Consider the following 15,007-nt stretch of genomic DNA (forward strand, 5'->3'; position numbering starts at 1 on the left):
AATAACACTTTTATATTTATTTTAAATTTAAAAATTATAATTATCATATTAATTTTGCAAGAAGTCTAATGATTCATCGTGGCGATTTTGATAAATTTAATTACTCTTATCTCTATTGAACGCCAGTATTCAATTTCATTGACACTTTAGAAAAAGGTTACTATAAAGAATTCACCATTAAAAATCATGGTTTTAAAAACGAAAGCTATTTTTATCACAAAACTTCTAGTAGTGAAGATGAAATTAATACAAATATTTTAAAAATTAAAGCTTTTAATAAAACCTTAATCGCAGGTAATGACGGACGCGTAAAGTTTTGTTAGGTGGAAAAATATTTGATTAATTTTGAAAGAAAAGTAACTACAATTTAATTATCGTTTTATTTGAAAAATAAGTAATAAAACAAAATATTTAATATTAACAAACATAATCTTAATAAAAGGTTATAAAAACTAAGTAAAATGCTTATAAAAACAACATTAAAATAATTTTTACAACAAAAATCATACATAAGAAATATATACTTAATTTGAATATTGAAATAATTTATAGTAAATGATTATTTTTTCTTTTTTAAAAAATACCTAAGAAAACTAAACGCGACCCTTTTTAAGATTTTTCTTGATTGTGTAAAACATCTGTGGTATACTGTAATATGCATAAAAATTATCCTAGTAATGTCAGCAAAGAGCAATTTGAAAACATAAGATCAATTTTAGAAAACAGCAAAAAGAAAACAAAACCAAGAATTTTAGATTTATATGAAGTGTTTTGTGGAGTGTTATATGTATTAAAAAGTGGTTGTCAATGAAGAATAAGAATGTTGCCAAAAGATTTTCCAAAGTGACAGACCGTATACTACTATTTTCAAATTTGAAGTACAAATAATGGCAAAAATCCTAGTTTGTTGCAATTAGTTTTAAAAAGAAATAGTTAAAATGGTTTGTATCAACAATCATTGCCAAGAAAAAACTAGTTTTTATATATATTGATTCGCAAAGTGTTAAAAACACAGATACTGCTGAAAATAAAGGTTATGGATGCTGGTAAAAAGATTTCAGGAATAAAACGCGTTATATTGTTGTTGATTTTCAAGATTTACTGTACGCAATTAATATAACAACCGCAGAAAGTACAGATCGTAATAGGACTATATTATAAAACATAATGAATTAAATTCTTTTGTAGTATTACCTAAAAGATGAGTTGTAGAACGAAGTTTTGTTTGATTAGAAAACTTGATATTATTTAAACTAATCCTACTTATTGAAGACAAAAACAAGCATACCAAGAACTTATTGCAGAAATCATATAAAATTAATGTAAATTTTTTGGAGGAAATTATGAATGATAATGAAAAGAAAAAAATTATTGTATTTACTAGTAGCTTTAATGTCAGCAGTTCCAATTTGTTTAGGCATAATTTTTTTATTAAATCTACCAATTGAAAAAGAAAATCAAAAATTAAAAGAAAAAAATTTATCAAAAATTATTACAGAAAATAAAAAAAATTTAGAAACTATTAAAACTAGTGGTCTTGAAAAACCGACTAAAGAACAAATTAAAAATTTACTTGGAAACAAGTTTGATATTGATATAAACAAAATTCAAATTAAAGAGATTACATCAACAACTGCTAAAGTAATCTCAGATGATAATAAAGTTTATACTGGTGAAGTTACAATTAACTATATAATTGATAAATCTATTAATTTAGATTATCTTGTTCCTAATATAAAAAATAGAAAAAAAGTAGAGACTTTTCGTAATAGTTTTTTTTCAAAATTACAAGATATAGTTAAAAATGATAAATTTTTAACTAAAAATGATTGATTTAAAAAATATGAAAATTTATCCGATATGAATAAATTTATTCATGAATTAGATGAAAAACTTATATATAAAGCAAATCAAGAATCTATTAATGAATTTAATAAAATAAAAAATAACACTGATAATTTTTCTGATTTTGCTAATTTAAATGAACAATTTAAAAATAAAGGTTTTGTAATGCGTAAATCTTCTACTTTAGTTGGAATAAATTGAGAATTATTATTAGATTTATTATTATATAATAATGAAGAAATGAAAGATAAAATTAAAAAAAATTTAGTTTATTTTTATAATATAATGGCTGAAGTCTATGGAAAAAATAATGTTATGCAAATGGTAGAAAAAATTGATTTACAACAGCCTTGAACAAAAAACCTAGCATATGCAGAACATCCTTATAATAATCGATACAACTTAAAAACTATTGTTCTTAACTATTCTCTTGCAAACCGTAGTTATGAAGTGATACTTTGAACTATAGTTCATGAATATGGTCATATGTTAGATTTTTTTTGTAATAATGTTTGAATAAAGACATTAGGGGAAAATTATATGATAAATTCATTAGCAGAAAACACTAGAATTACTGATGATAATTATAAAAAATTATTAGCATATGGAATTATTAGAAGTAATTATGGAGCAACATCATATAAAGAACTTTTTGCTGAAGCTTTTGCAAATTGAATTGTTACTCCAGAAGAAAATCGTGATGTTGCTTGAGAAAAATTAGATAAGTTTTTTAGAATTAATTTACCAAAAATGATTGTAAAAAAGTAATAGACATTTCGGACAAATTATTTATTCATATTGTCCCTGCAAAATTTTATTTTTGTTTAAATTTTGTTACTGTATTATCAAACGATTGTTGATAACATTTTCCACTACAATATATAAATTTATTATGATGTTAAAGAATTAAATGTATATTCTTTTTCACATGATGATAGGTAGCATTTGGTTGTATTAATAAGGACGCATAAAGTTTTGTTAGGTAGGTAAAGATTTGAATAAATATTAAGACAGTCAGTAATGATTGTCTTTTTATTTTATAAGGTATTAAAAATTTGTTCTTTGAAAATTAAATACAAGTGAGTTAATAATGTTGGTATGTATTAAAGCACGATAAATTGTGGGTGGTCGCCATAACCAAAAGAAGTTTACCAGTTAATAGATAACATCCTATTAGCTATAGCAATTTGTTTCGTTTTGCAATAAAAAAATGAATGGGTGAATTTCCTAAAAATATACACGCTATTAAATTAGTTCCAAGGGTAGGATGCGGACATTAAAGTGTAGAAATTTCTATGAATAGGGGTATGCTAAGTTTAAAATTATTAAAATCTTTATCTAATTAAAAAACAAAATTTAATAACAAAGCTTGTTAAACACTTAAATCTGCGATATATAAGTGTTTAAAAAACTAGTTACTTTTCTTTCAAAATTAATCAAATATTTTTTCACCTAACAAAACTTTACGCGTCCATTGAGTTGAATTAAATTATATAAGGATGGAAATCATCAAGAATTAATCAAAAACATTCGTAATGTTGCTAAAAATGAATTAAATAAAGATATTAAAACAAATTTACGAAAGGCGAGTAATTATTTCAGTAATAATAAGCAAGGTATTCATCATCAAAATTTAGAATGAAATATCGGCTGTAGCATCGAAAGTGATGTATCACATTTAGTAAAACAACAATTAGGCTATGGGGCAAAAATATATAATCATAAGAATTTAAATAACCTATTACATTTAAGAATGGCAAATTTAAACAAATTAAATGTATTACATCATATTAATGAAAATATTAATTCAGAAATAGAAATCAGAAAAGAAATATATAAAAATTCATTATGAAATAAATATAATAATAAAAATGATGATAGTTGAATTAATTATAAAGGGTAATGCTGTAACAAATAAATATAATACATTTAAGTAAGTAAAAATATTAGTTAAAATTTAAATAATAATTAATAATTTTTTTTAATTTTGTCGAAAACTCTTGATAAAATAAAAAAAATCATCAACTTGATAATTTTAAAAGGCTTTTATGTAAAATTACTATTTTTACTTTAACTTTTTTATACATTAAAATATAATACCGCTGTTTGTTGGTTTGGAGTTAAACCCTTATGTTGGTATTTTCATTTTCAGAGATTTAAATAATTTTGAATATTAGTAAAACCTAAACCATGATAATGAATTAAGGCTTCTTTAAGACTAGATTGTAATTTACTGATTTTATTTAAGTTACGATAACTAGCTTCAGGATTAATTGTTGTTTTAGTTACACATAAAGTAGAATTTGTTTGTTTTGCTACTAAAAAATATAATTTTTGCATATCAGAAGTAATAATTGAATTTTCGTTAATTAATTCTTTGTTCATATTTTCAATAACTCATTGTTTTTGTAAACCTTTGGTGTTTGTGGATTTAACATAAATATTGTTATTATTATCAATTGCCATTTGAATACAGCATTTAGTATTAGTTGCGAATGGGTCAAGGTGAATTCTTCGTGGATCAGTTTTATATTTGAAATTTCCTTTATGAATTTCTTTAATAAATGTTTCATCGATTTGGATTTTACCAGATAATTTTTTAAATTTTAATTGGGTATTTTCTAATTGTTTTGATTTCATTAATTTTTGACGATTATATCAAGCAGTTTTTAATGTAGTTTTAATAAAACGAGAAATTATTTTACTAGATTGCCCCAGCAATGAAATTTGAATCAATAAATTTCATTGTTCATAATTTAAATGACTTCAATAAATAAAATGATTACGAAAAGCGTCAAAACTTGCACGGCAATTTTTACATAAATATTTTTTTTAATTTTGTCGAAAACTCTTGATATTTATTGAATATACTTAATTTTAGGTATATTTTTAATATGATAGAGGTGGATAATAATTATGGAAAAAATAATTCAAGAACTAGTAAATACTTTAACAGATGATCAATTTTTAGAATTTTATGAAAAAGTCAAACAACAAGCAGAATTAATAAAAAAACAAAAACGGTTAAATGAAATTGATCAAAAATTTAGAGCGCAAGGTATTAAATGCCCTAAATGTGAATCTTACCATTGCGTTAAAAATGGACATAATTCAGAAGGAAAACAAAAATATTTATGTAAAAATTGCCGTGCAAGTTTTGACGCTTTTCGTAATCATTTTATTTATTGAAGTCATTTAAATTATGAACAATGAAATTTATTGATTCAAATTTCATTGCTGGGGCAATCTAGTAAAACAATTTCTCGTTTTATTAAAACTACATTAAAAACTGCTTGATATAATCGTCAAAAATTAATGAAATCAAAACAATTAGAAAATACCCAATTAAAATTTAAAAAATTATCTGGTAAAATCCAAATCGATGAAACATTTATTAAAGAAATCCATAAAGGAAATTTCAAATATAAAACTGATCCACGAAGAATTCACCTTGACCCATTCGCAACTAATACTAAATGCTGTATTCAAATGGCAATTGATAATAATAACAATATTTATGTTAAATCCACAAACACCAAAGGTTTACAAAAACAATGAGTTATTGAAAATATGAACAAAGAATTAATTAACGAAAATTCAATTATTACTTCTGATATGCAAAAATTATATTTTTTAGTAGCAAAACAAACAAATTCTACTTTATGTGTAACTAAAACAACAATTAATCCTGAAGCTAGTTATCGTAACTTAAATAAAATCAGTAAATTACAATCTAGTCTTAAAGAAGCCTTAATTCATTATCATGGTTTAGGTTTTACTAATATTCAAAATTATTTAAATTTCTGAAAATGAAAATACCAACATAAGGGTTTAACTCCAAACCAACAAACAGCGGTATTATATTTTAATAGACTTCTTGCAAAATTAATATGATAATTATAATTTTTAAATTTAAAATAAATATAAAAGTGTTATTAAAATAATTTTTAGATTATTTTTACAAATATTTTGTCATTAAAACATAATAAAAATTATTATTTACAATAAAAAAAGACTGAAATTTTAAATTATCAAATATATTTAAACTAATAGTTGTAAATTATAAATTGAAGCTATTAAATTAAATCTTAAAGCAAATCTTTTTCTACGATTTCGATATTTTTCACTAATAATTTTAAATTTTTTAAGTATAGCAAAAACATTTTCAATAACAATTCTCATTTTTGAAATTCGCTCATTATTTTGCTTTTCTTCTTTATTTAAAGGGTTTTTCTTTGATTTTCTTTTAGGAATTAAAACATTATGATTAATTTTTTGTATGCCTTGATAACCTAAATCCACTAAAACAGTTGTTTCTGGTAAAAATTTAATTTTTGAATCTTTTAAAATTTTAAAGTCATGGTTTTTACCATAAGAAAAATCAGAACTAATAATTTTTTTACTATCTTTTTCAATTATAACTTGTGTTTTTATTGTGTGTTTTTTCTTTTTTCCTGAGTAGTGCTGTTTTTGTCTTTTTTTGGGCGTTGGATTTGGCTTTCAGTTACATCAATTATAACAGTCTTATCTTTGAAATAATCTTTTAATAGTGATTTTTGACCAGTAAGTTGTTGAAAATTAGGGTGTTTTATTAAAGTGTCTTCAATTCATTTGATATTTCTATAACAACTACTTTCACTAATATCATAACTTTTTGCAATATGAAAATAAGTTCTATATTCTCTTCAATATTCTAAAGTCATTAAAATACGATTTTCTAATGATAATTTATTGGTTCTTCCGCGACGAAATCTCTTTTTTAATTCTTCTATTTTTAAAATTTCTAGCATTTTATTAAAAGTAGTATGTTTAATACCAGTTAATCTTAAAAAATTTTTATCACTTATTTGATTATTTTTTTTAAATTTCATTTAAATTCCACCTTTTTATTAAAAACAACAATTCAATTATATTTTAAATTAATTTTGCAAGAAGTCTAATGTATAAAAAAAGTTAAAGTAAAAATAGTAATTTTACATAAAAGCCTTTTAAAATTATCAAGTTGATGATTTTTTTTATTTTATCAAGAGTTTTCGACAAAATTAAAAAATATTTTTGTTTTCCTTCTGAATTATGTCCATTTTTAACGCAATGGTAAGATTCACATTTAGGGCATTTAATACCTTGCGCTCTAAATTTTTGATCAATTTCATTTAACCGTTTTTGTTTTTTTATTAATTCTGCTTGTTGTTTGACTTTTTCATAAAATTCTAAAAATTGATCATCTGTTAAAGTATTTACTAGTTTTTGAATTATTTTTTCCATAATTATTATCCACCTCTATCATATTAAAAATATACCTAAAATTAAGTATATTCAATAAATATCAAGAGTTTTCGACAAAATTAAAATAATTTTTTATTTTAATTTTGTCGAAAACTCTTGATAAAATAAAAAAAATCATCAACTTGATAATTTTAAAAGGCTTTTATGTAAAATTACTATTTTTACTTTAACTTTTTTATACATTAAAATATAATATCGCTGTTTGTTGGTTTGGAGTTAAACCCTTATGTTGGTATTTTCATTTTCAGAGATTTAAATAATTTTGAATATTAGTAAAACCTAAACCATGATAATGAATTAAGGCTTCTTTAAGACTAGATTGTAATTTACTGATTTTATTTAAGTTACGATAACTAGCTTCAGGATTAATTAGACTTCTTGCAAAATTAATTTAAAATATAATTGAATTGTTGTTTTTAATAAAAAGGTGGAATTTAAATGAAATTTAAAAAAAATAATCAAATAAGTGATAAAAATTTTTTAAGATTAACTGGTATTAAACATACTACTTTTAATAAAATGCTAGAAATTTTAAAAATAGAAGAATTAAAAAAGAGATTTCGTCGCGGAAGAACCAATAAATTATCATTAGAAAATCGTATTTTAATGACTTTAGAATATTGAAGAGAATATAGAACTTATTTTCATATTGCAAAAAGTTATGATATTAGTGAAAGTAGTTGTTATAGAAATATCAAATGAATTGAAGACACTTTAATAAAACACCCTAATTTTCAACAACTTACTGGTCAAAAATCACTATTAAAAGATTATTTCAAAGATAAGACTGTTATAATTGATGTAACTGAAAGCCAAATCCAACGCCCAAAAAAAGACAAAAACAGCACTACTCAGGAAAAAAGAAAAAACACACAATAAAAACACAAGTTATAATTGAAAAAGATAGTAAAAAAATTATTAGTTCTGATTTTTCTTATGGTAAAAACCATGACTTTAAAATTTTAAAAGATTCAAAAATTAAATTTTTACCAGAAACAACTGTTTTAGTGGATTTAGGTTATCAAGGCATACAAAAAATTAATCATAATGTTTTAATTCCTAAAAGAAAATCAAAGAAAAACCCTTTAAATAAAGAAGAAAAGCAAAATAATGAGCGAATTTCAAAAATGAGAATTGTTATTGAAAATGTTTTTGCTATACTTAAAAAATTTAAAATTATTAGTGAAAAATATCGAAATCGTAGAAAAAGATTTGCTTTAAGATTTAATTTAATAGCTTCAATTTATAATTTACAACTATTAGTTTAAATATATTTGATAATTTAAAATTTCAGTCTTTTTTTATTGTAAATAATAATTTTTATTATGTTTTAATGACAAAATATTTGTAAAAATAATCTAAAAATTATTTTAATAACACTTTTATATTTATTTTAAATTTAAAAATTATAATTATCATATTAATTTTGCAAGAAGTCTATTGTTGTTTTAGTTACACATAAAGTAGAATTTGTTTGTTTTGCTACTAAAAAATATAATTTTTGCATATCAGAAGTAATAATTGAATTTTCGTTAATTAATTCTTTGTTCATATTTTCAATAACTCATTGTTTTTGTAAACGTTTGGTGTTTGTGGATTTAACATAAATATTGTTATTATTATCAATTGCCATTTGAATACAGCATTTAGTATTAGTTGCGAATGGGTCAAGGTGAATTCTTCGTGGATCAGTTTTATATTTGAAATTTCCTTTATGAATTTCTTTAATAAATGTTTCATCGATTTGGATTTTACCAGATAATTTTTTAAATTTTAATTGGGTATTTTCTAATTGTTTTGATTTCATTAATTTTTGACGATTATATCAAGCAGTTTTTAATGTAGTTTTAATAAAACGAGAAATTGTTTTACTAGATTGCCCCAGCAATGAAATTTGAATCAATAAATTTCATTGTTCATAATTTAAATGACTTCAATAAATAAAATGATTACGAAAAGCGTCAAAACTTGCACGGCAATTTTTACATAAATATTTTTGTTTTCCTTCTGAATTATGTCCATTTTTAACGCAATGGTAAGATTCACATTTAGGGCATTTAATACCTTGCGCTCTAAATTTTTGATCAATTTCATTTAAACGTTTTTGTTTTTTTATTAATTCTGCTTGTTGTTTGACTTTTTCATAAAATTCTAAAAATTGATCATCTGTTAAAGTATTTACTAGTTCTTGAATTATTTTTTCCATAATTATTATCCACCTCTATCATATTAAAAATATACCTAAAATTAAGTATATTCAATAAATATCAAGAGTTTTCGACAAAATTAAAAATTTTTTATTGTGTAAAAATTCAATAATATGATAAAATAAAAAAGAATAAAAATGACAATAACAAGAAAGGCAGGGTTAGTTTAGTAATTAAATAATATAATTAGCTGATTGTTTTTACTTCTTCAAAGCAATACCTAAAAAAACTAAACGCGACCTGTTTTTTTTATTGTGTAAAAATTCAATAATATGATAAAATGGTAACGAATAAAAATGACAATAACAAGAAAGGCAGGGTTAGTTTAGTAATTAAATAATATAATTAGCTGATTGTTTTTACTTCTTCAAAGCAATACCTAAAAAAACTAAACGCGTGCGACCATTTATTAGTATTTTAAAGTATGATAAAATTAATAATGTTATAGGCGAGAAATTAGAGAAACTGGAGCGACATATATGAAGTTTTTTAATAAATATAAAAGTGTTTTAAAAAGCATTAGAGCTGATGTTCAAGAAATTTTAAATCTAGATTTAGAAATGCAAGAATTATCTGCTGATAGTTTAAAAAATAAAACTAATGAATTTAAAAAGCGTTTGGAAGCTGGTGCTACTATAGATGATATTTTAATTGAAGCTTTTGCTGTGGCGCGTGAAGCAACGAGAAGAGTTTCGGGATTACATGCTTTTACTGTTCAGTTAGAAGGCGGTATTGTTTTACATAATGGTGATGTTGCGGAAATGCGAACTGGGGAAGGAAAAACTTTAACAGCGATTATGCCAATGTATTTGAATGCTTTACTTGGTAAGGGTGTTCATATTGTTACTGTTAATGAATATTTAGCACAGCGTGATGCTGAAATTAATGGAGCGGTATTAGGATTTTTGGGGTTAACAGTTGGTGTTAATTTAAGGGATTTAAGTAATGATCAAAAGCGAAAAGCTTATTTGTGTGATGTTACATATACTACTAACTCGGAATTAGGATTTGATTATTTAAGAGATAATATGGTGCATACTTATGGTGAAAAAGTTCAACGCGGGTTGAATTTTGCAATTGTTGATGAAGCTGATTCAGTTTTAATTGATGAATCAAGAACACCGTTAATTATTTCTGGTGGTTCTAAAAGTCGTGAACCCTTATATGAAAATGCTGACCGGTTTGCTAAAAGTTTGGATAAAAAGGCAGATATTAAAATTGATTTAGAAACTAAGCAGGTGGCTTTAACAATATCTGGTGTTAAAAAGGCAGAAAAACATTTTGGTGTTAAAAACTTGTTTAGTTTAGAGCAATCAGAATTATTTCATCATATTTTAAATGCTTTAAAAGCTGTTCATGTTTTTACGAATGGGATTGAATATGTTGCTCAAAATGATGAAATAATTTTAGTTGATCAATTTACGGGGCGGTTAATGCCAGGAAGAGCTTATAGTGATGGTTTACAACAAGCATTACAAGCTAAAGAAGCAGTTACTATTGAACATGAAACAACAACGCTGGCGACAATTACTTATCAAAATTTCTTTCGCTTATATAATAAATTGAGTGGGATGACAGGAACTGCAAAAACGGAAGAAGAAGAGTTTATTAAGATTTATAATATGCGAGTAATGGAAATTCCTACTAATCTTCCGATTGTGAGAAAAGATGATACGGATTTAGTTTTTGCATCACAAAGTTCTAAATATAAGGCTTTACTTAAAGAAGTTAAAGAACGACATACCAAAGGGCAACCAATATTAATTGGAACAGCATCAATTACAACATCTGAGGAAGTATCAAATATTTTAAAAGAAGCTAAAATCGCTCATAATGTTTTAAATGCGCGAAATCATGTTCAAGAAGCAGAAATTATTGCTAGTGCGGGACAAATTGGGGCCGTTACAATTGCTACGAATATGGCAGGAAGAGGTACTGATATTAAATTAGGTGATGGTGTTATTGCCTTAGGTGGTTTGGCTGTTTTAGGTACGGAACGAAATGAAGCGAGAAGAATTGATAATCAGTTACGAGGTAGATCGGGGCGTCAAGGAGATCCGGGTTATTCCCGATTTTATCTTTCAGTAGAAGATGAATTAATGCTTCGTTTTGGTAGTAAAAAATTACAAGGATTATTTAGTCGTTTAGGTGATGACCATATTCAATCAAAATTGTTATCACGAAGTATTACTAATGCTCAGAAAAAAGTTGAAGGATTAAACTTTGATACTAGAAAGAATTTGTTGGATTATGATAATATTTTAGCCCAGCAAAGAGAAGTAATGTATGAACAACGCGATGCAATTTTACAAACTAAGGTGGTTTATGCTCCATTAGTTGAAAGAATGATTTTTACTGTTAGTGCTGATTTATTGGATATTTTTACAAAAGAGATTAATAAAGAAATTATGATTGATTTTGTTAGTTTAGTAAAAAGTTTAGAAACAAAGTTAATTAATAGTAATCATGAATTAGATGCTAAAGAATTACGATCAATGACACGGCATGATGCTGTTTTAGCAATTGGTCGGGTAATTTTTAATCACTATCAGAAAACTATTGAAAATATTTCTGAAGCGATGTTATGAAAAATTGAAAATCAAATTATTTTACAAGCTTTTGATCATCATTGAACAGAACATATTGATGGTTCTAGTAAATTAAGAACAGGAATTTATTTACGAAGTTATGGACAGTCAAATCCATTACATGCATATATTGATGAATCAGCCCAATTATTTAATCGAATGCGAATTAATATTGCTCATCAAGTAGTTATTAGTTTATGTAGTTTAGAAATTGGTTCTGATATTGATGATGGTATTATATCCGATCAGGTAATGGAGGCTATTGAGAGGACAAAGGCAAAGCAAGGTGGTTAGGAAAAATTTTTATGTTTAAATTAGTTGCTGATTTTAAGCCAGCAGGTGATCAACCAAAAGCAATTGCGAGTTTAATTCAAGGAATAAAAGAAAATCAACAATTTCAAGTATTATTAGGAGCAACGGGTACGGGAAAAACTTATACGATTGCTAATGTTATTGCTAAAATTAATAAACCAACTTTAATTTTGTCACATAATAAAACTTTGGCAATGCAATTATATGGTGAATTAAAAGGAATGTTTCCTGAAAATCGGGTAGAATATTTTGTTTCTAACTTTGATTTTTATCAACCAGAAGCATATATGCCAAAAACGGATACATATATTGAGAAGACAGCAAAATCTAATAGTGATATTGAAATGATGCGGTTAAGTGCGATGAATGCTTTAGTTACTAGAAAGGATGTTATTGTTGTAGCATCAGTTGCTGCGATTTATGGTACACAAGATCCTAATGAATATAAAAAATCTTTTTTTGAAATTCGTAATGGTCAAAAAGTTGAAAGAAAAGCATTATTATATTTTCTTGTTAATTCTGGTTATACGCGTAATGATTTAGAAATTCGCCCGGGAATGTTTACGGCAAAAGGTGATGTTATTAAGTTAGCACCGGGTTGAACGGATGAATTTTATTTACGCATTGATTTATTTGATGATGATATTAATGAAATTGCTAAGATTGATGTTTTAACTGGTAAAGTAATTGAAAGATATCAATTTTTTACAATTTTTCCGGCTCAGGACTATATTACTTCTAAAGAAAGATTAGCAAAGGCAATTACTAGAATTGAAGCAGAATTAATAAAATATTTAGAAGTTTTAAAGGCTAATAATCAATTATTAGAGTATCAAAGGATTGAACAAAGAACTAATCATGATTTAGAAGCATTGCAAGAGTTTGGTATTTGTAGTGGTATTGAAAACTATTCCCGACATTTAGATTTAAGAGATAAAGATGTGCCACCATATACTTTAATTGATTATTTTGGTGATGATTTTGTAACTATTATTGATGAATCACATATTTCTTTACCACAAGTTAGAGGAATGTTTAATACTGATCGGAGTAGAAAACAAACATTAGTTAACTATGGGTTTTGCTTACCGAGTGCCTTAGATAATCGGCCATTAAATTTTACAGAATTTATGAATAAATTAAAAACGGTGATATATACATCAGCAACTCCGGGTGATTTTGAATTAAATCAAGTTAATTATCAAGTGACGGAACAAATTATTCGCCCGACAGGTTTAGTGGATCCAACGATTGTTGTTAAACCAACGATGAATCAGATTGATGATATTATTGAAAATATTTTAATGCGAAAAGAAAATTGTGAAAGAGTATTAATTACGACTTTAACAATTCGACAAGCAGAAGATTTAACTAGTTATTTGCAGGAACGAAATATTAAAGTAGCATATTTACATAGTGAATTAAAAACTCTGAATCGTTCAAAGATTTTATTAGAACTAAGAAAAGGGGTTTATGATGCTGTAGTGGGAATTAATTTATTACGCGAAGGATTAGATATTCCTGAGGTGTCGTTAATTTGTATTTTAGAGGCTAATAAGCAAGGATTTTTACGCGATGCGCGGTCATTAATTCAAACTATTGGTCGGGCAGCAAGAAATGTTAATGGTAATGTTATTATGTATGCTGATACAATTTCAGATGCGATGCAAAAGGCGATGGCTGAAACGTTGCGCCGAAGAAATGTGCAAATTGCTTATAATAAAGAACATAATATTATTCCACAAACAATAAAGAAAAAGATTGATGATTCGTTATTTGCTAATAAATTATTGCAAGAATTTAATATTTTTAATAAAAGAAAGTCTAAAGATTATGTCGCAACAAAAACGCAAATCATTAATGATTTGCGAAAGGAAATGTTAGTGGTAGCAAAAGATTTACAGTTTGAACGAGCAGCACAGTTACGAGATTTAATTTTGGAATTGGAAACCGAATAAAATTAAATATTTCATTGTTCTTTTTCAAAGATTTCATCAATTTGACGATAAAGTTCTTTTGTGGAGTCATTATTGATGATTTGATAATCAATAACATCTTTATAAGTTTCGTAATCATCTTGTTGTTGACTAATCTTCATAATTTCTTCAACAGTGAGGTTATCGCGTTCAATAATTCGTTTAACACGGGTTTCTCAATCGCTATTAACAAAAATAATTTTATTAACGAGTTTGTTTCATTTGGCTTGTAAGATGACTGCGGCTTCAACAATAATTAGGGTTTTATCATTATGATTTTTAATTTGTTGTTGAAGACTTTTTTTTAGTAATGGTCACATAATGTTATTAAGTTTTAGGCGTTCTTTGGGGTCATTAAAAATGATTGTTCGGAGTTTTTTAGTGTCTAATTCATTATCAGTAAACGCAACACTTCCAAAGCGTTTTTTGATGGTTTTTATTACTTTGGGAAGGGTTCTTATTTCTTGACTTAGAATGTCCATATCAATACAATAAGCACCTTTTTTTTGTAAGTAGTTACTAACAATACTTTTTCCACTACCGATTTTTCCTGTGATGGCAATAATTAGCATTTTGTTCTCCTTAGTTTAATTTTTAACTTTACAATTTACATTATAATTGATTTTATGGAAATATAATAGTACTTTATTTTAATTTTGTTTTAATTTTGTCGAAAACTCTTGATATTTATTAGACTTCTTGCAAAATTAATATGATAATTATAATTTTTAAATTTAAAATAAATATAAAAGTGTTATTAAAATAATTTTTAGATTATTTTTACAAATATTTT

The 15,007-nt window shown here is 25.0% G+C and carries 14 protein-coding genes and 1 pseudogene; 9 read left to right on the forward strand and 6 right to left on the reverse strand.

The window, feature by feature from the left end:
- Window positions 1-68 precede the first annotated feature (68 nt).
- The 4 genes and pseudogenes from AAHM82_RS04510 to AAHM82_RS04525 all read left to right on the forward strand — a co-directional run bounded on the left by AAHM82_RS04510 (window position 69) and on the right by AAHM82_RS04525 (window position 3,748).
- Window positions 69-323: a hypothetical protein gene (locus AAHM82_RS04510; RefSeq protein WP_342264651.1), complete on the forward strand. Its 255-nt coding sequence runs from the start codon at window positions 69-71 to the stop codon at window positions 321-323.
- A 332-nt stretch (window positions 324-655) separates the two neighbouring features.
- Window positions 656-1,235 (forward strand): annotated as a pseudogene (locus AAHM82_RS04515) (IS5 family transposase); the annotation flags it as partial.
- A gap of 112 nt (window positions 1,236-1,347) precedes the next feature.
- Entirely contained in the window at window positions 1,348-2,613 is a 1,266-nt protein-coding gene (locus AAHM82_RS04520; protein ID WP_342264652.1) for a hypothetical protein, read from the forward strand.
- Between the two features lie 706 nt (window positions 2,614-3,319).
- Entirely contained in the window at window positions 3,320-3,748 is a 429-nt protein-coding gene (locus AAHM82_RS04525; RefSeq protein WP_342264653.1) for a hypothetical protein, read from the forward strand.
- Window positions 3,749-3,924: 176 nt separating this feature from the next.
- On the opposite strand, the gene AAHM82_RS04530 is transcribed toward AAHM82_RS04525, so the two are convergent.
- Window positions 3,925-4,581, reverse strand: coding sequence for a transposase (locus AAHM82_RS04530; protein ID WP_342264654.1), 657 nt, complete (start codon window positions 4,579-4,581; stop codon window positions 3,925-3,927).
- A 180-nt stretch (window positions 4,582-4,761) separates the two neighbouring features.
- On the opposite strand from AAHM82_RS04530, the gene AAHM82_RS04535 reads away from it, so the two are divergent.
- Window positions 4,762-5,742: an IS1/IS1595 family N-terminal zinc-binding domain-containing protein gene (locus tag AAHM82_RS04535; protein ID WP_342264655.1), complete on the forward strand. Its 981-nt coding sequence runs from the start codon at window positions 4,762-4,764 to the stop codon at window positions 5,740-5,742.
- Between the two features lie 144 nt (window positions 5,743-5,886).
- Here AAHM82_RS04535 and AAHM82_RS13360 read toward each other — a convergent pair whose 3' ends face one another.
- The 3 genes from AAHM82_RS13360 to AAHM82_RS04545 all read right to left on the reverse strand — a co-directional run bounded on the left by AAHM82_RS13360 (window position 5,887) and on the right by AAHM82_RS04545 (window position 7,110).
- The gene (locus AAHM82_RS13360) at window positions 5,887-6,279 is read right to left on the reverse strand and encodes a transposase family protein (RefSeq protein WP_342264845.1); all 393 of its coding nucleotides are present in this window, start codon (window positions 6,277-6,279) and stop codon (window positions 5,887-5,889) included.
- Window positions 6,276-6,716, reverse strand: coding sequence for a transposase family protein (locus AAHM82_RS13365; RefSeq protein ID WP_342263396.1), 441 nt, complete (start codon window positions 6,714-6,716; stop codon window positions 6,276-6,278). The genes AAHM82_RS13360 and AAHM82_RS13365 overlap by 4 nt, the downstream gene beginning before the upstream one ends.
- Before the next feature lie 82 nt (window positions 6,717-6,798).
- Window positions 6,799-7,110 carry a hypothetical protein gene (locus AAHM82_RS04545; RefSeq protein ID WP_342264656.1) on the reverse strand — a complete coding sequence of 104 codons (312 nt, stop codon included), beginning with the start codon at window positions 7,108-7,110 and terminating at the stop codon, window positions 6,799-6,801.
- Between the two features lie 459 nt (window positions 7,111-7,569).
- Between AAHM82_RS04545 and AAHM82_RS13370 the strand changes: the two genes are divergently transcribed.
- Window positions 7,570-8,010: a transposase family protein gene (locus AAHM82_RS13370; RefSeq protein ID WP_342263396.1), complete on the forward strand. Its 441-nt coding sequence runs from the start codon at window positions 7,570-7,572 to the stop codon at window positions 8,008-8,010.
- The gene (locus AAHM82_RS13375) at window positions 8,007-8,399 is read left to right on the forward strand and encodes a transposase family protein (protein WP_342264845.1); all 393 of its coding nucleotides are present in this window, start codon (window positions 8,007-8,009) and stop codon (window positions 8,397-8,399) included. The genes AAHM82_RS13370 and AAHM82_RS13375 overlap by 4 nt, the downstream gene beginning before the upstream one ends.
- Window positions 8,400-8,551: 152 nt before the next feature.
- Here AAHM82_RS13375 and AAHM82_RS04555 read toward each other — a convergent pair whose 3' ends face one another.
- A complete protein-coding gene (locus AAHM82_RS04555) occupies window positions 8,552-9,337 on the reverse strand; it encodes an IS1/IS1595 family N-terminal zinc-binding domain-containing protein (protein ID WP_342264657.1) in 786 nt (261 codons plus the stop codon).
- Window positions 9,338-9,817: 480 nt separating this feature from the next.
- On the opposite strand from AAHM82_RS04555, the gene secA reads away from it, so the two are divergent.
- Together secA and uvrB are read left to right on the forward strand one after the other, a co-directional pair.
- The gene (gene secA / locus AAHM82_RS04560) at window positions 9,818-12,220 is read left to right on the forward strand and encodes a preprotein translocase subunit SecA (RefSeq protein ID WP_342264658.1); all 2,403 of its coding nucleotides are present in this window, start codon (window positions 9,818-9,820) and stop codon (window positions 12,218-12,220) included.
- Between the two features lie 11 nt (window positions 12,221-12,231).
- On the forward strand, window positions 12,232-14,196 hold the full coding sequence (uvrB, locus tag AAHM82_RS04565; protein WP_342264659.1) for an excinuclease ABC subunit UvrB: 1,965 nt from the start codon (window positions 12,232-12,234) through the stop codon (window positions 14,194-14,196).
- 2 nt (window positions 14,197-14,198) lie between these two features.
- On the opposite strand, the gene coaE is transcribed toward uvrB, so the two are convergent.
- Window positions 14,199-14,786 carry a dephospho-CoA kinase gene (gene coaE / locus AAHM82_RS04570; RefSeq protein ID WP_342264660.1) on the reverse strand — a complete coding sequence of 196 codons (588 nt, stop codon included), beginning with the start codon at window positions 14,784-14,786 and terminating at the stop codon, window positions 14,199-14,201.
- Window positions 14,787-15,007 lie beyond the last annotated feature (221 nt).

It is taken from the genome of Spiroplasma endosymbiont of Clivina fossor, assembly GCF_964031115.1.
GTDB lineage: Bacteria > Bacillota_I > Bacilli_A > Mycoplasmatales > Nriv7 > Nriv7.